This window comes from Rhodococcus jostii RHA1, assembly GCF_000014565.1.
GTDB classification, from domain to species: domain Bacteria; phylum Actinomycetota; class Actinomycetes; order Mycobacteriales; family Mycobacteriaceae; genus Rhodococcus_F; species Rhodococcus_F jostii_A.
The window spans coordinates 1,526,902-1,547,500 of sequence record NC_008268.1 but is presented as its reverse complement, the minus strand read 5'-3'; the positions used below and the strand labels follow the sequence as shown (position 1 = coordinate 1,547,500).

Annotated in this window: 18 protein-coding genes and 2 rRNA genes (1 of these 20 cut by a window edge); 9 read left to right on the top strand and 11 right to left on the bottom strand. The window is 66.1% G+C overall.

Annotated features, from left to right (window positions below):
- Window positions 1-2,763, top strand: a 23S ribosomal RNA gene (locus tag RHA1_RS07115); it begins 373 nt to the left of the window's first position.
- A 135-nt stretch (window positions 2,764-2,898) separates the two neighbouring features.
- Window positions 2,899-3,015 (top strand): 5S ribosomal RNA (gene rrf, locus RHA1_RS07110).
- An 82-nt stretch (window positions 3,016-3,097) separates the two neighbouring features.
- On the opposite strand, the gene RHA1_RS07105 is transcribed toward rrf, so the two are convergent.
- On the bottom strand, window positions 3,098-4,702 hold the full coding sequence (locus tag RHA1_RS07105) for a PucR family transcriptional regulator (protein ID WP_011594472.1): 1,605 nt from the start codon (window positions 4,700-4,702) through the stop codon (window positions 3,098-3,100).
- Between the two features lie 140 nt (window positions 4,703-4,842).
- Here RHA1_RS07105 and RHA1_RS07100 point away from each other — a divergent pair, with 140 nt between their 5' ends.
- On the top strand, window positions 4,843-5,217 hold the full coding sequence (locus RHA1_RS07100; RefSeq protein WP_011594471.1) for a UBP-type zinc finger domain-containing protein: 375 nt from the start codon (window positions 4,843-4,845) through the stop codon (window positions 5,215-5,217).
- On the opposite strand, the gene RHA1_RS07095 is transcribed toward RHA1_RS07100, so the two are convergent.
- A complete protein-coding gene (locus RHA1_RS07095) occupies window positions 5,183-5,956 on the bottom strand; it encodes an SWIM zinc finger family protein (RefSeq protein WP_011594470.1) in 774 nt (257 codons plus the stop codon). The genes RHA1_RS07100 and RHA1_RS07095 overlap by 35 nt on opposite strands.
- A gap of 175 nt (window positions 5,957-6,131) precedes the next feature.
- Between RHA1_RS07095 and RHA1_RS07090 the strand changes: the two genes are divergently transcribed.
- Window positions 6,132-6,914: a TetR/AcrR family transcriptional regulator gene (locus RHA1_RS07090; protein WP_011594469.1), complete on the top strand. Its 783-nt coding sequence runs from the start codon at window positions 6,132-6,134 to the stop codon at window positions 6,912-6,914.
- On the opposite strand, the gene RHA1_RS07085 is transcribed toward RHA1_RS07090, so the two are convergent.
- The gene (locus RHA1_RS07085) at window positions 6,861-8,462 is read right to left on the bottom strand and encodes an adenylate/guanylate cyclase domain-containing protein (RefSeq protein ID WP_011594468.1); all 1,602 of its coding nucleotides are present in this window, start codon (window positions 8,460-8,462) and stop codon (window positions 6,861-6,863) included. The genes RHA1_RS07090 and RHA1_RS07085 overlap by 54 nt on opposite strands.
- Window positions 8,463-8,498: 36 nt before the next feature.
- Between RHA1_RS07085 and nucS the strand changes: the two genes are divergently transcribed.
- Entirely contained in the window at window positions 8,499-9,173 is a 675-nt protein-coding gene (gene nucS / locus RHA1_RS07080; RefSeq protein ID WP_005248359.1) for an endonuclease NucS, read from the top strand.
- Window positions 9,174-9,189: 16 nt separating this feature from the next.
- Complete coding sequence (locus tag RHA1_RS07075; RefSeq protein ID WP_011594467.1) at window positions 9,190-9,516, top strand: Rv1322 family protein; 327 nt, start codon at window positions 9,190-9,192, stop codon at window positions 9,514-9,516.
- On the opposite strand, the gene RHA1_RS07070 is transcribed toward RHA1_RS07075, so the two are convergent.
- Window positions 9,513-10,598: a coiled-coil domain-containing protein gene (locus RHA1_RS07070; protein ID WP_009474155.1), complete on the bottom strand. Its 1,086-nt coding sequence runs from the start codon at window positions 10,596-10,598 to the stop codon at window positions 9,513-9,515. The genes RHA1_RS07075 and RHA1_RS07070 overlap by 4 nt on opposite strands.
- A gap of 68 nt (window positions 10,599-10,666) precedes the next feature.
- Window positions 10,667-11,140, bottom strand: a complete 474-nt coding sequence (gene mce / locus RHA1_RS07065; protein ID WP_005248354.1) for a methylmalonyl-CoA epimerase — start codon at window positions 11,138-11,140, stop codon at window positions 10,667-10,669.
- Window positions 11,141-11,234: 94 nt separating this feature from the next.
- Between mce and RHA1_RS07060 the strand changes: the two genes are divergently transcribed.
- The 3 genes from RHA1_RS07060 to RHA1_RS07050 all read left to right on the top strand — a co-directional run bounded on the left by RHA1_RS07060 (window position 11,235) and on the right by RHA1_RS07050 (window position 13,900).
- Entirely contained in the window at window positions 11,235-12,428 is a 1,194-nt protein-coding gene (locus tag RHA1_RS07060) for an acetyl-CoA C-acetyltransferase (protein WP_011594466.1), read from the top strand.
- A gap of 64 nt (window positions 12,429-12,492) precedes the next feature.
- Window positions 12,493-12,864: a DUF3817 domain-containing protein gene (locus RHA1_RS07055; protein ID WP_011594465.1), complete on the top strand. Its 372-nt coding sequence runs from the start codon at window positions 12,493-12,495 to the stop codon at window positions 12,862-12,864.
- A 118-nt stretch (window positions 12,865-12,982) separates the two neighbouring features.
- Window positions 12,983-13,900: a tetratricopeptide repeat protein gene (locus RHA1_RS07050; RefSeq protein WP_041812333.1), complete on the top strand. Its 918-nt coding sequence runs from the start codon at window positions 12,983-12,985 to the stop codon at window positions 13,898-13,900.
- A 71-nt stretch (window positions 13,901-13,971) separates the two neighbouring features.
- Here RHA1_RS07050 and RHA1_RS51645 read toward each other — a convergent pair whose 3' ends face one another.
- From RHA1_RS51645 to RHA1_RS07025, 6 genes are all read right to left on the bottom strand, one after another.
- Window positions 13,972-14,286: an MFS transporter gene (locus RHA1_RS51645; protein ID WP_011594463.1), complete on the bottom strand. Its 315-nt coding sequence runs from the start codon at window positions 14,284-14,286 to the stop codon at window positions 13,972-13,974.
- On the bottom strand, window positions 14,283-14,525 hold the full coding sequence (locus RHA1_RS51640) for a hypothetical protein (RefSeq protein ID WP_009474150.1): 243 nt from the start codon (window positions 14,523-14,525) through the stop codon (window positions 14,283-14,285). Before RHA1_RS51640 ends, RHA1_RS51645 begins: the two co-directional genes overlap by 4 nt.
- Window positions 14,522-14,785, bottom strand: coding sequence for an MFS transporter (locus RHA1_RS51635; protein ID WP_050787257.1), 264 nt, complete (start codon window positions 14,783-14,785; stop codon window positions 14,522-14,524). The genes RHA1_RS51640 and RHA1_RS51635 overlap by 4 nt, the downstream gene beginning before the upstream one ends.
- 64 nt (window positions 14,786-14,849) lie before the next feature.
- Window positions 14,850-16,271, bottom strand: coding sequence for a neutral zinc metallopeptidase (locus RHA1_RS07035; protein ID WP_011594461.1), 1,422 nt, complete (start codon window positions 16,269-16,271; stop codon window positions 14,850-14,852).
- Window positions 16,272-16,317: 46 nt separating this feature from the next.
- Complete coding sequence (glgB, locus tag RHA1_RS07030) at window positions 16,318-18,516, bottom strand: 1,4-alpha-glucan branching protein GlgB (RefSeq protein WP_011594460.1); 2,199 nt, start codon at window positions 18,514-18,516, stop codon at window positions 16,318-16,320.
- Window positions 18,516-20,534: an alpha-1,4-glucan--maltose-1-phosphate maltosyltransferase gene (locus RHA1_RS07025; RefSeq protein ID WP_009474146.1), complete on the bottom strand. Its 2,019-nt coding sequence runs from the start codon at window positions 20,532-20,534 to the stop codon at window positions 18,516-18,518. Before RHA1_RS07025 ends, glgB begins: the two co-directional genes overlap by 1 nt.
- Between the last annotated feature and the right edge of the window lie 65 nt (window positions 20,535-20,599).

Here is a 20,599-nt window from a genome sequence, read left to right as displayed (position 1 = left end):
TTAGTGGAAGTGGTCTGGAACGGCCTGTCGTAGAGGGTGAGAGTCCCGTACACGAAAACATGATGACTGTCGTGATGGAAACCCAAGTAGCACCGGGCCCGTGAAATCTGGTGTGAATCTGTCGGGACCACCCGATAAGCCTGAATACTCCCTGGTGACCGATAGCGGACTAGTACCGTGAGGGAAAGGTGAAAAGTACCCCGGGAGGGGAGTGAAATAGTACCTGAAACCGTGCGCTTACAATCCGTCAAAGCCTTTGCACACTTCGGTGTGGGGGGTGATGGCGTGCCTTTTGAAGAATGAGCCTGCGAGTTAGTGGCATGTCGCGAGGTTAACCCGTGTGGGGTAGCCGTAGCGAAAGCGAGTCCGAATAGGGCGTCCGTAGTGGCATGTTCTAGACCCGAAGCGGAGTGATCTACCCATGGCCAGGTTGAAGCGACGGTAAGACGTCGTGGAGGACCGAACCCACTTAGGTTGAAAACTGAGGGGATGAGCTGTGGGTAGGGGTGAAAGGCCAATCAAACTCCGTGATAGCTGGTTCTCCCCGAAATGCATTTAGGTGCAGCGTCGCGTGTTTCTCACCGGAGGTAGAGCTACTGGATGGTCTAGGGGGCCCACAAGCTTACCGAAATCAGCCAAACTCCGAATGCCGGTGAGTGAGAGCGCGGCAGTGAGACTGCGGGCGATAAGGTTCGTAGTCGAGAGGGAAACAGCCCAGATCGCCAGCTAAGGTCCCTAAGCGTGTACTAAGTGGAAAAGGATGTGGGGTCGCGAAGACAACCAGGAGGTTGGCTTAGAAGCAGCCACCCTTGAAAGAGTGCGTAATAGCTCACTGGTCAAGTGATCCTGCGCCGACAATGTAGCGGGGCTCAAGTACACCACCGAAGCTGCGGCATTCACACAATGCACCCCCTTGATTCTGCGGAGTCTTGGGCAGTGGTGTGGATGGGTAGGGGAGCGTCGTGTGGCCATGGAAGCGGCGGGGTGACCCAGCCGTGGAGGCCACACGAGTGAGAATGCAGGCATGAGTAGCGAAAGACGAGTGAGAAACTCGTCCGCCGAATGACCAAGGGTTCCTGGGCCAGGTTAATCCGCCCAGGGTGAGTCGGGACCTAAGACGAGGCCGACAGGCGTAGCCGATGGACAACGGGTTGATATTCCCGTACCCGTGTGAACGCGCCCCTGGTGAATCAGTGATACTAACCATCCTGAAGCGTCCTTACGCCCCTTCGGGGGCCCTGGATGTGGATGCATGGGACCTGATCTGGTAGTAGCCAAGCGATGGGGTGACGCAGGAAGGTAGCTGAGCCAGTCAGTGGTAATACTGGTGTAAGCCTGTAGGGCGAATGGTAGGCAAATCCGCCGTTCATCAAGCCTGAGAGGTGACGCATAGCCGAATGAGGCGAATTCAGTGATCCTATGCTGCCGAGAAAAGCCTCTAGCGAGCTTTCACACGGCCCGTACCCCAAACCGACACAGGTGGTCAGGTAGAGAATACTAAGGCGATCGAGATAACTATGGTTAAGGAACTCGGCAAAATGCCCCCGTAACTTCGGGAGAAGGGGGGCCTCGTCCGGTGATCACTCTTGCAGTGTGAGCTGGGTGGGGCCGCAGAGACCAGTGAGAAGCGACTGTTTACTAAAAACACAGGTCCGTGCGAAGTCGTAAGACGATGTATACGGACTGACGCCTGCCCGGTGCTGGAAGGTTAAGAGGACCGGTTAGCCACTTCGGTGGCGAAGCTGAGAATTTAAGCCCCAGTAAACGGCGGTGGTAACTATAACCATCCTAAGGTAGCGAAATTCCTTGTCGGGTAAGTTCCGACCTGCACGAATGGCGTAACGACTTCTCAGCTGTCTCAACCATAGACTCGGCGAAATTGCATTACGAGTAAAGATGCTCGTTACGCGCGGCAGGACGAAAAGACCCCGGGACCTTCACTACAGCTTGGTATTGGTGTTCGGTTCGGTTTGTGTAGGATAGGTGGGAGACTGTGAAGCGCTCACGCCAGTGAGTGTGGAGTCGTTGTTGAAATACCACTCTGATCGTATTGGACCTCTAACCTCGGACCATGATCTGGTTCAGGGACAGTGCCTGGTGGGTAGTTTAACTGGGGCGGTTGCCTCCCAAAATGTAACGGAGGCGCCCAAAGGTTCCCTCAGCCTGGTTGGCAATCAGGTGTCGAGTGCAAGTGCACAAGGGAGCTTGACTGTGAGACTGACAGGTCGAGCAGGGACGAAAGTCGGGACTAGTGATCCGGCACCGGCAAGTGGAAGCGGTGTCGCTCAACGGATAAAAGGTACCCCGGGGATAACAGGCTGATCTTCCCCAAGAGTCCATATCGACGGGATGGTTTGGCACCTCGATGTCGGCTCGTCGCATCCTGGGGCTGGAGTAGGTCCCAAGGGTTGGGCTGTTCGCCCATTAAAGCGGCACGCGAGCTGGGTTTAGAACGTCGTGAGACAGTTCGGTCTCTATCCGCCGCGCGCGTTAGAAACTTGAGGAAGGCTGTCCCTAGTACGAGAGGACCGGGACGGACGAACCTCTGGTGTGCCAGTTGTTCCACCAGGAGCACCGCTGGTTAGCTACGTTCGGAAGGGATAACCGCTGAAAGCATCTAAGCGGGAAGCCTGTTCCAAGATGAGGTTTCTCACCCCCTCGAGGGGGTAAGGCCCCCGGCAGACCACCGGGTTGATAGGCCAGAACTGGAAGTCCGGTAACGGATGCAGGTGACTGGTACTAATAGGCCGAGGACTTACCACAAAGAAGCTACGCGTCCACTGTGCAGTATCTGAAACAACACACACGTTTCAGAACAGAAGAAAGAAGAACACCCCACCACCCACGGTGATGGGATGTGTGTCTTCGCTGATGTTCCGTGTGACAGTTTCATACAGTTACGGCGGCCATAGCGGAGGGGAAACGCCCGGTCCCATTCCGAACCCGGAAGCTAAGCCCTCCAGCGCCGATGGTACTGCACCCGACAGGGTGTGGGAGAGTAGGACACCGCCGAACATCCGTTACCGAAAGCCCCCCAACCTTGTTGGGGGGCTTTCGGCATTCCCGGGTCACGAACACCCGTGCCGCACACGTCCTTTCACCCCGGCGCACCGCCGGCCAGGACCTGCAGTGCGCGGGACGCCAGATGAAGATTCAGGCGTGTGTCGACGCTGCGCAGATCACGCCCCGTCAATTCGTGAATGCGGGACATCCGGTATCGCAGGGTGCTGCGGTGGATCCTGAGAGCCTGTGCGGTTTCGTCATACTTGCCACCGCATTCGAGGTACTGGGCCAGCGTTGCCGTCATCGTGCTGCGGTGTTCCCGGTCGTAGGCGAGCAACGGGCCGAGCCATTCCTGCACGAATGCCTCGACGTCTCCGGTGCTGCTGTGCGAGTCGAGGATGCGGTAGACGCCGAGTTCGTCGAACAGCGCCACGCCGCGGGGCGACAGCGACTGCTTTCTGATCTCCAGCGCCCGTATCGCGTGGGTATACGAGTCGGGTAGACCACTGGGGGAGGTGCATTCGGATCCGACACCGATCACTCCGACCGCGGGACCGAGCGATTTCTCCAATGCCGTGAAGATGATGTTCACATCTGTCTTTGCGTCCATGACGGCGGCGAGGATCCCGGTTCGGTGTTCGTTGCCGTGGACGAGGAGGGCCGACGAGTCGGCGGATGTCAGGTGGCGCCGGAAGGCTTCCGTGACGGACTCGACGGGCGTGTCCGGCCCCCAGTGCACTGCCAGGACGCGTTGCGGCGTGTGCAGGTCGTAGCCGAGTGCGTCGGCCCGCGAGTAGGCGCTGTCGTCGTCGGTGCCGGCAAGCAGGTCGGCGCCCAGGTCGCGACTGAGCCGTGCCTCCGTCTCGGCGAGTGATCTGCGGTGCGACATGTCGATGGCGAGCATCGTCGCGGCGTGTTCGAGGGCGACCCTGTCGAGGTCGGTTGCCCGATGTTCCGGGTCCGACAGAAACAGGACGCCGAGAAGTGTCTGGCCGGGCCGGACTATCTGCACGATCCGGTTGTCGTTCCGCAGCGGGCGCCCTTCCATCGCGGCACGGCGCAGGACGTCGACCCGGTTCCCGCCGCCGATCTTGCGGTACCGAAGGGCCTTGTCCGGGCCGGCCCACACGCGCAGATTGCCGAAGGCGTCCTCGATCCCGACGGCGAGTCCGGTCACCTGGTGGAGTGTCTCGGCTATGGCGGCCTCGTCGGCGCCGGTCGCGGCGAGGCGCCCGAACGTGTCGTGGATCTTCGCTTCCTCCTCCAGCCGCACGGCCCGCGCTCCGAGTGCGGCGATCTCGTCCGCGGCCTCGCGCAAGTGACGTTCCTGTGTGGCTGCCCGTGATCGTAGCGATGCGGCGCGCAGGGCAGACCCCGTGTGCTGAATGAGCAGCTCGAGCAGGGTGGCCTGCACCGGGGTCGGCGGGTAGTCGGCCCGGAGGGTGAGCGACACCGGCCTCGACCACGAATCGTCGAGCAGCACGCGGTGACGCCAGACGTCGTCGGATTCGTCCGTCGGAGCCGATACGGATTCCACCATGAAGGGACCGAGTTCAGGGAGAGCTTCGACCAGCAGGGCGAGGATCTCGTCGCGATTCCCGCAGTCGTGCATGTGCGCGGTGACGGCCACGACCGCGGACAGGTTCGTCGCCCGCGGCGTGTGGTCCACCATCGGTTCTGGGGCTGCTTCCAGATCCATGGCTTGGAACTACCCCGTTTTGCGCCGTCGAAACCGGGACGCTGTCCGCTGAGGCCAGATTTCGGGGGATTCTTTCGTTCCGCTGTGACCATGTGGCGAGACGGATCAGCCGCCAATCTTGGTTACTGAGGGGTGGCAATATGACCCAATCCAATAATTGGCACGATCCCGATCTGAACATGATTCGCGATGTCGTCGCGCACACGTCGGACGGGTGCGAGGGCTGTCTCGCACTCGGCACCCGCTGGGAGCACCTGATGTTGTGCCTGACGTGCGGCTATGTCGGATGCAGCGACGGATCACCGATGCGGCACGCGCGACACCACGCCGAACGCAGCGGTCATCCGATAGTCCAGTCGCTTCACGCGGGGGACAACTGGCGCTGGTGCTTCGTGCACGACGCCCAGATCTGCACGCCGTATCCGGCGACCGGTGCCCGGGTGGTCGCACCGAGCCTGGTGGCCGGACCGTCGGACGACCTCAGACACGGTCTCCGTATCGCGAAATCGCAGTGACGATCGCAGACCAGACGGCGTCCGCCTGAATCTCCGGGGGAGCGTCGTCGAGCCAGCGTGGGCGCACCGGGGTTCCGCCGGAACGCGGCGGCGCCGGAAGCGGTCCGGGAACCGCGGAGTAGGTGTCCGACGCCGACACCGGGGAGTGCGAAGCGTCGAACGAGGAATGGGACGTCTCCTCGTGCGCGCCGTGCCTGGGTTGGAGAACCTCCTGTCCCTCCCGTCCGCGCAGGAGGAAGAAGAGCAGCGGGTCGTCGTCGAGCACCCACGCGGCCTGATACAGCACCGCGGCAGCGTGGCGGCACGGCACGTCCCACTCCTCGCAGGTGCACGTCGCGTCGGCATCGAACATCGACGGTACGAGGGACACGTCGACGGCAGCGAGGTCGTCGTCGAGTTCGCGAGGGAGCATCCCACTCGACAACTGGGCGACGTGACCGCTCCGCGACGCGAGGGTGGCGAACACCTCGCCCCACTGGCGCTCGTCCAGCTGGTCCACCCGGATCCGCACGTGCAGGCTCTCCTCCTCCGTGTGCACGTCCGCGGAGACGAGCCCGGCCGCGAACGTGAGCGGACCGACCAGTCCGCCACGGGCGTAGGCGCGTCCGCGTTTCAGCGTGTCCGAGTCGAGCACAGCGTGCTCGACGTCGTCGGCCCATCGCTGCGCCCACCAGGTCCTGCCGCGGGTGCGTCGGCCCTTCTGCGCCGGGAAACGGGGAAGCGTGACGGCGTCGGTCACAGGTCACCTCCGAAGTCGTAGTCGGGGCTCAGAGCCACCAGCCGGGTGAGTTCGCTGTCGGTGGCGAGGATGGGCTCTGCTGTCCTTACTGCGCCTTTCGCCTCGTTTACGGTACGCCGTACGTCAACGAGGCGGCGGACGGAATTGTTCCCGGACGTCGTGGGAAGATCTCGACATGGGTAGAAGCGCGACACCGGAGGGCGATCCCGCCCGCACCATGGAGCTGCTGTGGGGCGGCGGCAGCACGCCGATCTCGCGCCCCCGCAACGGGAAGCCGGGCCTGACCCTCGACCGGATCGTCGAGACCGCCGTGTCCGTCGCGGATGCGGAAGGGCTGGACGCAGTCTCGATGCGCCGCCTCGCATCCGAGCTCGGCGCCGGGGCGATGTCGTTGTACACGCACGTTCCCGGAAAGACGGAACTGGTTGAGGTGATGCTCGATCGCGCGCTGTCCACACTCGAGCCGGCCGACGACGCCGATGAGGGGTGGCGCGAGCGTCTCGCGGCCGCCGCTCACGACTACTTCCACCTGCTGTGCGCCCACCCGTGGATGCTCGGCGTCGTCGCGCTGAGCCGGCCGGTTCTGGGGCCCGGCGGGATGGCCAAGTACGAGCGGGAACTACGTGCGGTCGAGGGGCTGGGACTGTCGGACCTCGACATGGACTCCGTCGTCACGCTTCTCGACAGTTTCGTCGCGGGCGCGGCGCGCGCCGCGGTGGATGCGGCTGCGCTCGCCGCCCAGGGGGAGGCGGACAGTGAATGGTGGCAGCGCGTCGCTCCGCACTTCGAGAAGGTCTTCGACCCCGACCGGTTCCCGCTGGCCGCCCGGGTCGGGGCCTCGGCGGGGGAACACCACGACGCCGCGTACGTGCCTGCCCACGCCTTCGAATTCGGGCTCACCCGGCTACTCGACGGAGTCGGCGCCCTCATCGTCGACGGCGGAACCGGCGGGGAGTAGTTCGGCGGGAACGGCCAACGTGGTCGGCTCGACACGGCCACGCAGGGTGACGGTGTCGGTGAGTTGCCACCGCCTGCGCTCGTCGTCGGATGCCGCGTCGATCGCCCGCTCGGACGCGACGACGTGTCCGGACACGTTCTTGGCGAGCTCGGACAACCGCGCCGCCTCGTTGACCGGATCGCCGATCACCGTGTACTCGAAACGTTCGTGGGCGCCGATGTTTCCGGCCACGGCGCGACCCGCCGCCACCCCGATTCCCGCATCGCACTCCGGTACCTCGGCGGTGAGCCGTTCGCGGAGGGCCCGAGCGGCGGAGAGCGCAGCGCCTGCATGGTCGTCGAGCGCCACGGGTGCCCCGAAGATGGCCAGCGCGGCGTCACCTTCGAACTTGTTGACGAACCCGTCTCGCCGATCGACCTCGTCCACGACCACGTTGAAGAACCGGTTGAGCAGGTCCACGACTTCCGCGGGCGACCGGGTGGCCGCGATCGTGGTGGACCCGATGATGTCGACGAACAGGACCGCCACGTCACGTTCCTCCCCGCCGAGTTCGGGGTTGCGGAGGAGAGCCTGGGACGCGACCTCCTGCCCGACGTGGCGACCGAACAGGTCGCGGATCCGCTCACGTTCGCGGAGTCCCTCGGCCATCCGGTTGAACCCGGTCTGCAGCGCGCCGAGTTCGGTGCCGTCATACACGACGACCTCGGCATCCAGATCGCCCTCCGCCACCTTCGCCATGCCCAGCGACACCGAGCGGATGGGTGCCTCGGTGGCGCGGACACTGATCACGACCAGCAGCAGGCCGAAGAGCAGGATCACACCACCCAGCGCGAGGATCGACACCGCGAGGCTGGTCGGACTCGCCGGCCGGATGAAACTGAAGATCGCGATGAGCATCAGACCGAGCACGGGAACACCGGTCCCGAGGATCCACGCCAGCGCGGTGCGGCCGGTGATGCCGAGGGTCCGACGGGGTCGTGGCCCGTCCGAGCCCAGTGCCCGGGCGGCGATGGGGCGCAGCGCGAACTCTGTCAGCAGGTAGCAGAACGCGGAGACCGTGATCCCGGCCAACGCGATCGTGAACGCGACCTTCGGAATGGTCTGGGGATCGATGATGCCGTACAGCGTCGTGAAGAACACCAGCCCGATGCCCCACAACGCCGCCTGGACACGCGTCAGACGCCACGGTGCGCGAAACGCCGCCGACCGGTCGTGGTCGGTGGGTACGTCGTCCTCCGTCGCCCACCGGAGATCCGACACCAGCCGCTTGGTGCCCCACGTCACGCCGACCAGGACCGCGCACAGCACGAAGACGGGCACCGCAACGAAGTTGGCGATCACGAACTCGCTCGACCACACATTCGGGCCGGGGACGACGACACTGACGAGCAGGCAGGTGATCACCGCGCCGACCAGGTTGGTGAACACCAGCGGGGCGGTCAGCAGCAGCTGGACCCGGATCCGGCGCCTGCGGGGACTCTCGTCCGGTGATCCGAGCAACCACGACCCCAGCGGGGCGACGGATCGGCGGGGGCTGCGCATAGTCATTCGAGACTAGTCGGCGCGATCCCTTAGGGTGGGCGGGTGCGCCTAGTGATTGCCAGATGCCGAGTCGACTACGTAGGCCGTTTGACGGCACATCTGCCCACCGCTCGTCGCCTGTTGTTGATCAAGGCAGACGGTTCCGTGAGCATCCACGCCGACGACCGCGCCTACAAGCCGCTGAACTGGATGAGCCCGCCCTGCTGGCTCGTCGAAGACACCGTGGAAGACGCCGAAGCGCTGTGGGTGGTGACCAACAAGGCCGGTGAGGAACTGCGGATCACCATCGAGGAGATCGAGCACGACTCCAGTCACGAACTCGGTGTCGATCCGGGGCTCGTCAAGGACGGTGTCGAGGCACACCTGCAGGAACTGCTCGCCGAACACGTCGAAACGCTCGGCAGCGGTTACACGCTCGTCCGGCGCGAATACATGACGGCCATCGGTCCCGTCGACCTGCTGTGCCGGAACGCCGACGGGGCTTCCGTCGCCGTGGAGATCAAGCGCCGCGGAGACATCGACGGTGTCGAGCAACTCACCCGGTACCTCGAACTGCTCAACCGGGATCCGCTGCTGGCGCCGGTGAGCGGTGTCTTCGCCGCCCAGCAGATCAAGCCGCAGGCCAAAACCCTTGCCACCGATCGCGGAATCCGGTGCCTGGTGCTCGACTACGAAGCGCTGCGCGGCACCGAGAGCACCGAGTTCCGGCTCTTCTGAGGCCTAGGCTGAACCCGTGCCCCGTCGTAAACCGCAGCGGAAGAACACACGCCGCAGTGCGCCCCCGGACACCTCCGAGGGCTCGCTGTTCGGTAGCGCAATGATGCGTCAGGAAGCCGGGCCCGCGGGCTACGCCGACGAGAGCTTCATCGTCCGCACGATCCCCGGGGCCCGGGCCACAAAGTCGTACCGGTGCCCCGGCTGCGATCACGACATCCGGCCGGGCGTCGCCCACCTGGTCACCTGGCCGGCCGAATACGGCGGAGCCGAGGACCGGCGGCACTGGCACACCGGGTGCTGGTCGGGACGCAGCACCCGGGGCCTCACACGCAGGTGGTCCTAGCTTCCCGTCTTCACGGTCCGCTGAGCCACCGGCCGGTTCGCCGGGTTCTTCTCGACCGTGGACAGCACCGCGGTATCCTCGTCGGAGTTGTCGGTCTCGTCCGCGGAGTTCGTCCCGGACTCGTTCTGCGCGGACTTCCGGTCCGCGGCACCGCCCGATGCCGACTTGCTGTTCGTGTTCTCGTTGGAGCGCTTCTCCGAGTTCGATGCCGCGGTGTCGGGCTGCGCGTCCAGGAGTTCGCTCTCCCGGTTGACCGACGCCAACATTGCCGGAACGGAATCGAGCTGTCCCCGAATTCCCAAGAGCTGCGCCAGGATCCGGCCGCGGAGTACGCGAAGTTCTTCCGCCAGTTCCTTGGCGTGGGCGATCTTGCGCTCCGACTGGTCGGTGGCCGCCTGCAGCCTGCGCTCCGCCTCGTGCGTGGCGTCCGCGAGACGACGCTGCGCCTCGGCCTTGCTGGTGGACTCGAGTTCGTTGACCGCCGTGATCGTCTTCTGGCGGCGCTCGGACATCGCGAGGTCGAAGTCTTCCTGCACCTGCGACCGACGCAGTTCGGCCTCGGCGGCCAGGCGGTCGCGCTCGGACTGAGCGGCCTCGACGATCTTCGCCGCCTCCGTGCGGGCCTTCGCCATCGTCTGCTCGTGCTGAATCTCGAGAGCGCTCCGGCGGTCTTCGAGTTCCGCGACCAGCGACTCGTACTGGCCGCGGAGCTGCGCGCCCTCCTGCTCGGCGACGGAGATCATCTCGGCGGCGTCGGCCTCGGCCTTCGCACGCACCTCGGACGCCTCGTCCGACGCGAGCCGGAGCATGCGCGAGATTCGGTCGCTCATTCCCTCCGCGGTGGTCGGCGGAACGGACAGGCGGTCGACATCCTTGCGCAGATCGTCGATCTCGTCCCGCGCATCGTCGAGCTGCTTGGCGAGATCCCGCGCCTGCGCCGCCGCGGCGTCGCGGTCGGCGGCAGTGACGCGGAGCTCGGCGTCGAATCGCTCGAAGTAGTTGCGTACCTCGTCCCGGTCGAATCCCTTGCGCACGGTGGAAAAGGGAAGGGGGATCGAACCACGGTCCTGCTCGTTTACCATGGCCGCCAATCTACCTGGGCAAAGTAGAACTTGTCTCTGCGCCCGGTACCCGGCGGCCGGCCACAGCTCTAGTGGGTCGCCGACGGCTCGACGAGCTCGACGAGAACTCCGCCCGCATCCTTCGGGTGGACGAAGTTGATGCGCGAATCGGCGGTGCCGCGGCGGGGTGCGTCGTACAGCAGCCGCACACCGCGCTCGCGCAACTGGGCGGAGATGGCGTCGATGTCCGTGACGCGGTACGCGAGCTGCTGGAGACCGGGGCCGCTGCGATCGATGAACTTGGCGATGGTCGAGTTCTCGTTCAACGGTGCGAGAAGCTGCAGCGCGGTGCTGCCCTCGGGGGAGCCGACGACGCTCAGCATCGCTTCGCGCACGCCCTGCTCCTCGTTCACCTCTTCGTGCGTCGACACCATGCCGAGGTGTTCGGAGTACCACGCGATGGCGGCGTCGAGGTCGGGGACGGCGATGCCGACGTGGTCGATGGCGGTCACCAGGTCCGAGGACAGCGGTGACGTGGTCTGGGTGGGGGAGGACTGTGTCATGGTCCCGACGTTAGCGCTACCGTTTCGGTAGTTCTCGTCGGGATGTGACTTCCGTCGCCCCGCACCTGTCTACTCGTCTCACGCGGAGGAAATCGTGACCAGTTCTGTGATCGTCGCCGGAGCCCGGACCCCGATGGGCCGGTTGCTGGGTTCGTTGAAGGATGTGTCGGGTTCGGATCTGGGTGGGGTGGCGATTCGTGGTGCGCTGGAGAAGGCGGGTGTCGCTCCCGAGCAGGTCGAGTACGTGATCATGGGTCAGGTGCTGACGGCGGGGGCGGGTCAGATCCCGGCGCGGCAGGCCGCGGTGGCCGCGGGGATCGGGATGGATGTGCCGGCCCTGACCATCAACAAGGTGTGCCTGTCGGGGATCGACGCGATCGCACTGGCGGATCAGCTGATCCGGGCCGGCGAGTTCGACGTCGTGGTCGCCGGGGGCCAGGAGTCCATGTCGCGCGCCCCGCACCTGCTGGAGAAGTCGCGGGAGGGTTTCAAGTACGGCGACGTCACGATGCGCGACCACATGGCCTTCGACGGGTTGTACGACATCTTCACCGATCAGGCGATGGGGAGTCTGACCGAGGCGAAGAACGCGGAGGACGGTCAGCGGATCAGCCGCGAGGAGCAGGACGCGTTCGCGGCGGCGTCGCATCAGAAGGCGGCCCGGGCCTGGAAGGACGGGGTGTTCGACGACGAGGTGGTGCCGGTGCCGGTGCCGCAGCGCAAGGGTGATCCGGTGTTGGTCAGCTCCGACGAGGGTGTGCGCGGCGATACGACGGTGGAATCCCTGGCCAGGCTGCGGCCGGCGTTCAGCAAGGACGGCACGGTCACCGCAGGGTCGGCGTCGCAGATCTCCGACGGTGCGGCCGCTGTCGTGGTGATGAGCAAGGCGAAGGCGCAGGAACTCGGGGTGTCGTGGATCGCCGAGATCGGCGCGCACGGGGTGGTGGCGGGTCCGGATTCGACGTTGCAGTCGCAGCCGGCGCGGGCCATCGCGAAGGCGTGCGCCAAGGAGGGCATCGACCCGAAGGATCTGGATTTGGTGGAGATCAACGAGGCGTTCGCGGCGGTGGGGATCGCGTCGACACGGGAGCTGGGGTTGGATCCGGAGATCGTGAACGTCAACGGCGGGGCGATCGCGATGGGGCATCCGCTGGGGATGTCGGGGGCGCGGATCGCGTTGCATCTGGCGTTGGAGTTGCGTCGTCGCGGCGGGGGTGTGGGGGCTGCGGCACTGTGCGGTGGTGGCGGTCAGGGAGACGCCTTGATCGTCCGCGTCCCCAAGGCGTGACACGACGACAGTCCGTGGTGGTGTATCTCACACCACTACGGACTGTCGTAGATGGTCGGGCACAATGGTCGGCATGGCGAACGTCTTCGATCTCAGCACCACGGCCACGCGCTTCCGATTTGTCGCAATTCTGGAGGCCTTCACCTGGCTCGGCCTCCTCATCGGCATGGCCTTCAAGTACCTGCCTGCCGACGGCAACGAGATCGGCGTGAAGATCTTCGGCCCCATCCACGGCGGCGTCTTCGTCCTGTACCTGCTCATCTCGCTGTGGACCGCCCGCAAGCTGAGCTGGAATCTGGTCACCACCTTCTGGGCGCTCGTTGCCAGCGTTCCGCCGTTCGGCACCGTCGTGTTCGAGGTCTGGGCGGCCCGCACCGGCCGGATGGGCGAACTGTCCCGGTCGAGCGCAGCGAAGAGCGAACCGTTGCTCGTCTGATCCACTCCGTGGTAGGCGCGGCCCGCATTCCGGTGCGCGCTCAAATCGTGACAAACTGGTGGACGTGACTCGACCAGGTTCTCGTCCGTCAGCGCGTTCCTCAGCAGTGGCCGCGGCCATGAGCGGAGCAGTCGATCTCTCCGCCCTCAAGGAGCGTGCGGCCGCTCCGCCCCCGCCGGTGTCCGCACCCTCCGGGGACGGCGCCGCTCCGGCCGCACCCGGGAGTACCGGACTCGCCCCCGTCATCGACGTCACCGAGGCGACGTTCGAGGCGGAGGTGCTCGTCCGGTCCCAGCAGGTCCCGGTGGTCGTCGACCTGTGGGCCACCTGGTGCGAGCCGTGCAAACAACTCTCACCCCTGCTCGAAAAGCTGGCACGCGAGGCCGGCGGCACCTGGGTGCTCGCCAAGGTCGACGTCGATGCCAACCCGCGTATCGCGCAGGCCTTCGGCGTCCAGTCCGTCCCGACCGTCGTCGCCATCGCCGGCGGGCAGCCGCTCGCCGACTTCCAGGGCGCTCAGCCCGAACCACAACTGCGTCAGTGGCTCGCCGCCGTCCAGCAGGCAACCGCCGGAAAGCTGTCCGGACCGCCGGCCGCGGACGGGAACGCGGACGAGCCCGAGCCGGAGGACCCGCGCTTCGTCGCCGCCGAGGCCGCGCTCGACGAAGGCGACCTGTCGGCAGCCGAAGCCGAGTTCCAGAAGATCCTCGACGAGGAACCGGCCAACGCCGAAGCGCAGGGCGCGATCCGCCAAGTGCGTTTCCTAGCCCGCGTGCAGTCCGTCGATCCCGGTGCCGTCGCTGCCGCGGACGCCGCCCCGGACGACATCGACGCCCAGCTGCAGGCCGCGGACGTCGAGGTCTACTCCCAGGCCCCGGACGCGGCGTTCGCCCGCCTCATCGGTGTCGTCGCCCGCAGCGCCGGCGACGACAAGACGCGGGTACGGACTCGCCTGCTGGAACTGTTCGAACTGTTCGACCCGGCCGAACCGGTCGTCATGACCGCCCGCCGGAAACTCGCCGCCGCACTGTACTGACGAGAAACCAGGACTGACGAGAAAACCGGGGTGAGCGCTCTCGGCACTCACCCCGGTCACCCATCCGGCGGTCAGCTCCGCACGTGCTCCACCCGTCCGATCAGGAAGACGTACGACGCGATCCCGACTGCGGTCACCACGGTCATGTAAACGAATCCCGGCGCGAAGCTGACGTCGGTGACGAGCAACCCGATCACGATGGGTGTCGCGATCGCCGACAGGTTGCCGATGAAGTTGAACATTCCACCGGTGAGCCCGAGCAGTCGTTCCGGCGCGAGTGCCGACACCGGCGACCACGTGATCGACGCGAGTCCGTTGCCGAAGGATGCGATGGACAGGAACACGATCACCATCGCGGTCGAATCGGTGAAGTTGGCGCCGATCATCGCGACGTCAGCAACAGGCCCACGATGATCGGGCCCTTGCGGGCGACTCCGCGAGACACTCCCTTGCGCAGCAGGAAGTCGGAGAAGACTCCGGAGAACAGCACGCCCACGAGTGCCGCGACGAACGGCAGCGAGGCGAGGAATCCGGACTTGATGTAATCCATGTCCCGGTACTCGACGAGGTACCTGGGGAACAATTTGCGCCGGCCGAGGACGGTGGCGACACCGTTCCGGGTCACGGCCGGACGTTCGGGCTGCTGCTCGTCCAGGAGGTCGACGAGTCCGCCGCCGCGTCGCGGATCAGGTCGATCTCGGCGTCGTTCGCCCGCGAATCGCGTGGCTCGCGACGGAACGCGTACCACACGGCACCCCAGATCGCCCCGATCGTTCCGGTCACGATGAAGACCCAGTGCCAGGACAGCACGGACTGCAGCCAGGACAGGAAGGGAGTGAGCAGGGCCAGTCCGATGAACTGCCCGGACGTGTAGAAGCCGATCACCGTCGCACGCTCGGCTACCGGGAGATCTGACGCAGCGGTCGGGGGACGTCACGTGGTGGGACGGTCAGCGGTAGCGGCCCTCGCAGGCCTGCTCACCGCCGAGCACTCCGGTGCGGAACGCGTCCACCCGGGAGAATCCGCTCGGCACGGTCTCCCCGTTGACGTCACTGGCGGCGAGACCGTCGGTGAGCAGCCCCGACACGGCCTCGTCGAGGTCGCCGGGGGACAACCACACGCTGCCCGCCTCCAGGGTGGCGGGACTGTCCGGGCTCAACGCGCTGGTGACGACGCCGGACAGGCAGGCGGCTCGCAGCGCGGTCTGGGGTGAGTGCAGATCGTTGCCCCGGTCCCGCTGCAACGCCAGGGTGTACCGCGAGGCGAGCAGGACGTACGCGTTGTAGTCGCCGGTGAGCTTGGTCTGGAAGAGTTCCCGCCTGCCGGGACGGCCCGGTGTGCCGCGTTCGGCGAGGGCGTCGACACTGACGCCGATCGTGTTGGTGGCCGGGCAGTACGACACCGGTTCGGTCGCGTCGGCGTCCGCGCAGTCGAGGTCGGCGCCGTCGAGTTGCAGCGTGGGGGGATCGCTGAGATCGAAGATCTGCTGGAAGGACGTGAAGAACGCCTCGAGCGACTCCTCGGTGACAGGGAGTTCGCCGTCGTCGCTCTCGTCGGCGAACCGCTGAGGCAGATCCGCGCGACGCGAGTCGATCTCCTTCTCGTCGATGCGCGTGCACGGCGCCGGACCGTCCGTGAAACCGATCTGGGTGGCGGTGACACGTTCGAACGCCGAGCCGTGCACGTTGTCGGGATCGTTCGGGTCGGTGTCCCCGATCGCGACCGCGGACGCGAGCACCTTGTTCAGCCCGTCCGACGTGTTCAGCGTGAAGTGGGTCGCCTTGTCTTCCGCGATATACCGCATGAACGCCCCCGCGAAGCAGTCGGCCTGCTGTTCCCGCACGATGCCACCGCCCACGTTCTCGTCGGCGATTCCCGCCTTCGTCTGGACGGCGTGCCCGTACTCGTGCGCCAGAACGAAGACGGCGGCGACGACACCGAACTTCTCCACGACCTCGGGCAGCAGCAGCGCCCGGTCCCAGCCGATCGTGTGGTCGGTGCTGCAGTAGCCGGCGTTGAGGAGTTCCTCGGTGCTGTCCCCGCAGAAGCGCGGGCTGTCGGAGTCGCGCGGATCCCAGGAGATCAGTTCCTCGACCGGCTCGAAGTTGCGCTGGAACAGCGCCGGGAACTCGGTGCGCCAGTAGTCCTCGATGTCGCTGACCGCGTTGGCGGCCATCGTGTCGATTTCACCGCCGTCGGTGCCGGTGACGGGGAGGTCGGCGTCGGGCACGCCCTTGCGGGCACCGCTCGGACCCGACGTGGCATCGAGGCCCGCCACCTTGAACGGATCGTCGTAGATGGACGCGGCCTCACCGTCCACCGAGCGCGTGCACCCGGACAGGACGACCGCAGTCACGGCCAGAACGCCCATGCTCGCAGCCCACTGCCGACGTCGGGTCAGCAAGGCCGTGCCTTCATCAACGCTCCAGACTCATCCAGATCGCGCCGTTCGCGGGCAGTGCCACCTCGGCAGAGGCGGGACGGCCGTGCCACGGCTGCGAAGTTGCCGTCACCGCACCGAGATTTCCCCAACCCGATCCCGCGTAGATCTCGGCGTCGGTGTTGAGAATTTCACGCCATTCGCCCCGTTCTGGCAAGCCCACACGATAATTCGCGTGCGGGGAACCCGAGAAATTGAACAGGCACGCCAGGATCGACCCGTCGGTGCCGTAACGCAGGAAGCTCAGGACGTTGTTCGCGGTGTCGTTGGCGTCGATCCAGGAGAACCCGCCCGGAGACGTGTCGAGAGTCCACAACGCCGGGTGTTCGCGGTAGGTGGCGTTGAGGTCGTGGACGAGCCGGAGCAGACCGCGGTGGAAGCCGCCGGTGTACGGGTCGTCGAGCTGGTACCAGTCGAGTCCGCGCTCCTCGGACCATTCCGCGGTCTGTCCGAATTCCTGACCCATGAACAGCAGTTGCTTGCCGGGGTGCGACCACATGTACGCCAGCAGGGCACGAACACCGGCGGCCTTCGCGTAGTCGTCGCCGGGCATCCGCGTCCACAGCGTGCCCTTGCCGTGCACCACCTCGTCGTGGCTGATGGGCAGCAGATAGTTCTCGCTCCACGCGTACATCAGGGAGAACGTGATCTCGTGATGGTGATAGCTGCGGTGGACGGGATCGTGCGCCATGAAACCGAGGGTGTCGTGCATCCACCCCATGTTCCATTTCATGTTGAAACCGAGACCGCCGACGTTGGTCGCGCGGGTGACACCCGGCCACGCCGTCGACTCCTCGGCGATGGTGACGACCCCGCGGTGCTGCTTGTGGACCGTGGCGTTGGTCTCCTGCAGGAAGGCGACGGCCTCGAGGTTCTCCCTGCCGCCGTGGATGTTCGGCGTCCAACCGCCCTCCGGCCGCGAGTAGTCGAGGTACAGCATCGACGCGACCGCGTCGACGCGCAGACCGTCCACGTGGAACTCGTCGAGCCAGTACAGCGCGTTCGCGACGAGGAAGTTGCGCACCTCGCGCCGCCCGAAATCGAACACATACGTTCCCCAGTCGAGCTGCTCGCCGCGCTGGGGGTCGCTGTGCTCGTAGAGCGGTGTGCCGTCGAAACGTGCCAGCGCCCACTCGTCCTTGGGGAAGTGCGCGGGAACCCAGTCGACGATGACCCCGATGCCGGCGGCGTGCAGATGGTCGACGAACCACCGGAAGTCGTCGGGGGAACCGAATCGTGAGGTGGGCGCGTAGTAGGACGTGACCTGGTACCCCCACGAACCGCCGAACGGGTGCTCGGCGACCGGCAGCAGCTCGACGTGCGTGAATCCCGTCTCGGTGAGGTGGACAGCGAGTTGTTCAGCCATCTCGCGGTAGTTCAGCCCGGGCCGCCACGAAGCCAGGTGGACCTCGTACACGCTCATCGGGGACTGCGCCGGCTCGGTGGCCGCGCGCTGCGCCAGCCACTCGGCGTCGTTCCATTCGTACGTGCTGACCGACACCCGGGACGCGGTGGCGGGCGGGACCTCGGTCGCGAAGGCCATGGGATCGGCCTTGTCGCGCACACTGCCGTCGGGGCCGTGGACCCGGAACTTGTACAGGTCGCCGGCCTCGATACCGGGAACGAACAACTCCCACACCCCGGTGGAGCCGAGCACCCGCATCGGGTAGTTCCGCCCACTCCACCCGTCGAAATCGCCGATCACACTCACTCCGCGGGCATTGGGAGCCCACACGGCGAACGAGGTGCCGGTGACGGTGCCGTCGGGGGTGTCGTAGCGGCGGCGGTGCGCGCCGAGGATCTCCCACAGCCGCTCGTGCCTGCCCTCACCGAACAGGTGCAGGTCGAGTTCCCCCAGCGTAGGCAGGAACCGGTACCCGTCGGCGGAGACGTCGTTGTGGCCACCCGGCCACGTCGTGGACAGCCGGTAGTCCATCAGATCCCGGTACGGGACGAGTGCCCCCCACACACCGTGCGCGAGGTGCTCCAGCGAGAAGCTCGTCCCCCCGATGACGGCGTCGACGGCCTCGGCGTGCGGGCGCAGTGCGCGGATCACCGTGCCGTCGGGGTGCGGGTGCGCGCCCAGGATCGAGTGCGGGTTGTGGTGCTCACCCCGGGACAGCAGGTCGAGGTCGGCGGCGTCCGGTGCGATGGCGACAGGCGGTTCGACGGTCACTATGTACCTCCGCGGTAGGCCAGCTTCGTTCTGGCCGGATAGGGGATCGACGGTAATGCCAGGATATGGGCCACCGAACGCCAGGGTTCCAGGCGCACGAAGTTGGTCTGCCCCCAGTGATACTGCTCCCCGGTGACCTCGTCGAGCACGGTCAGGTGGTCGTGCCAGTCGCGGCCCAGCGCGGGCATGTCCAGCCACACGTTGCCCTGCTCGGCGCCGTACGGGTTGAGGTTGATCACCGTCAGCACGGCATCCCCGGTGGTGGCGTCGAACTTGGAATAGGCGATCAGGGCGTCGTTGTCGACGTGGTGGAAATGGATGTTGCGCAACTGCTGCAGCGCCGGGTGCTGCCTGCGGATCCGGTTGAGCGCCGTGATCCACGGTTCGAGGGACTCGCCGCGCGCGGCGGCGCCCTCGAAATCGCGGGGGCGCAGCTGATACTTCTCCGAGTCGAGGTATTCCTCACTGCCCGGTCGCACCGGAACGTGTTCGTACAGTTCGTATCCCGAGTACACCCCCCACGTGGGGGACAGTGTCGCCGCCAGCGCGGCGCGCAGGGCGAACATTCCCGGGCCCCCGGTCTGCAGGCTCTCGTGAAGGATGTCCGGGGTGTTGACGAAGAGGTTGGGGCGCGCCTCGTCGGCCTTGGCGGCGATCTCCTTGCCGAACTCCGTCAGCTCCCACTTGTCCGTCCGCCACGTGAAATACGTGTAGGACTGGGTGAAACCGCGGCGGGCGAGACCGTACAACCGTGCGGGACGGGTGAACGCCTCGGACAGGAACAGGACGTCCGGATCCGACTTCTTGACCTCGGCGATCAGCCACTCCCAGAAGTCCGGCGGCTTGGTGTGCGGGTTGTCGACCCGGAAGATCTTGACGCCCGCCGCAACCCAGTGCCGGACGACCCGCAGGACCTCCGCGTAGATGCCGTCGCGGTCGTCGTCGAAGTTGACCGGGTAGATGTCCTGGTACTTCTTCGGCGGGTTCTCGGCGTAGGCGATGGTGCCGTCGGGGAGGACGGTGAACCATTCGGGGTGCTTCTTCGCCCACGGATGGTCGGGTGCGGCCTGCAGGGCCAGGTCGATCGCCACCTCCATGTGCAGCTTCTCGGCGGCAGCGATGAACGCCTTGAAATCACGCATCGTCCCGAGTTGGGGATGAATCGCGTCGTGGCCACCCTCGTCCGAGCCGATGGCCCACGGCGAACCGACGTCGTCGGGGCCGGGGGTCAGCGTGTTGTTGGGGCCCTTCCGGTTGATCTTGCCGACCGGGTGGATCGGTGGGAGGTACACCACGTCGAATCCCATCGACGCGATGCGCGGAAGTGCGGCCACGGACGTGGCGAACGTGCCGTGCCGGGGCTTGCCGTTCTCGTCCCAGCCGCCCGTGGACCTCGGGAAGAACTCGTACCACGACCCGAACAGTGCACGCGTGCGATCGACGAGCACGGTGTGCGGTTCGCTCTTCGTGACGAGATCGCGCAGCGGATGTGCGCGCAGCAGTTCGGTGACGTCCGACCCGAACGCCGGGGCCACACGTTCGGAGAGGTGATGGTCGGAACGCAGCGACGCCGCGACCCCCGCCAGCCGCGAGCGGTCCGCGCGGGGCACGCCCTTCGCGGCACGCTCGAACAACCGCGCACCGATCTCGAGGTCGTTGGCCAGTTCGGCCGGCCCCTGCCCCACCGCCAGCTTGGCTTCGACCGCGTGCTTCCACGTGGTGACCGGATCGCTCCAGGCCTCGATCCGGAACGTCCAGACACCCTCGCCGGTCGGGGTGAAGGAACCGTCGACGGTGTCGGGTACCGGACCGCCGGTCATCGGAATGCGGAAGGTCGCCGAGCCGCCCGACGCGGCACTGCGCGGTCCCCGCACCGCGAGCGTGGCGGCCACGGCGTCGTGACCTTCACGCCACACGGTTGCCCGGACGGGAAACACCTCACCCACAACGGCCTTGGCGGGGTACCGGCCGCACCCGATGTTCGGTTCCACGTCGTCGATACCGAGTCGACCTGTCACGCTGGGCTCCGTTCCATAGCCGGAAGTTGCCGGCGGCTCGTGGGCTGGGCCGCCCGTTCAACCGT

Excerpts from the sequence above, each read along its gene's own strand:
- RHA1_RS07100 (WP_011594471.1), top strand. The coding sequence starts at position 4,843 with ATGACCCAATCCAATAATTGGCACGATCCCGATCTGAACATGATTCGC.
- RHA1_RS07055 (WP_011594465.1), top strand. The coding sequence starts at position 12,493 with ATGGTCGGCATGGCGAACGTCTTCGATCTCAGCACCACGGCCACGCGC.
- RHA1_RS07085 (WP_011594468.1), bottom strand. The coding sequence starts at position 8,462 with ATGACTATGCGCAGCCCCCGCCGATCCGTCGCCCCGCTGGGGTCGTGG.
- RHA1_RS07090 (WP_011594469.1), top strand. The coding sequence starts at position 6,132 with ATGGGTAGAAGCGCGACACCGGAGGGCGATCCCGCCCGCACCATGGAG.
- RHA1_RS51645 (WP_011594463.1), bottom strand. The coding sequence starts at position 14,286 with ATGATCGGCGCCAACTTCACCGATTCGACCGCGATGGTGATCGTGTTC.
- RHA1_RS07035 (WP_011594461.1), bottom strand. The coding sequence starts at position 16,271 with ATGGGCGTTCTGGCCGTGACTGCGGTCGTCCTGTCCGGGTGCACGCGC.
- RHA1_RS07070 (WP_009474155.1), bottom strand. The coding sequence starts at position 10,598 with ATGGTAAACGAGCAGGACCGTGGTTCGATCCCCCTTCCCTTTTCCACC.
- RHA1_RS07105 (WP_011594472.1), bottom strand. The coding sequence starts at position 4,702 with ATGGATCTGGAAGCAGCCCCAGAACCGATGGTGGACCACACGCCGCGG.
- RHA1_RS07050 (WP_041812333.1), top strand. The coding sequence starts at position 12,983 with ATGAGCGGAGCAGTCGATCTCTCCGCCCTCAAGGAGCGTGCGGCCGCT.
- mce (WP_005248354.1), bottom strand. The coding sequence starts at position 11,140 with ATGACACAGTCCTCCCCCACCCAGACCACGTCACCGCTGTCCTCGGAC.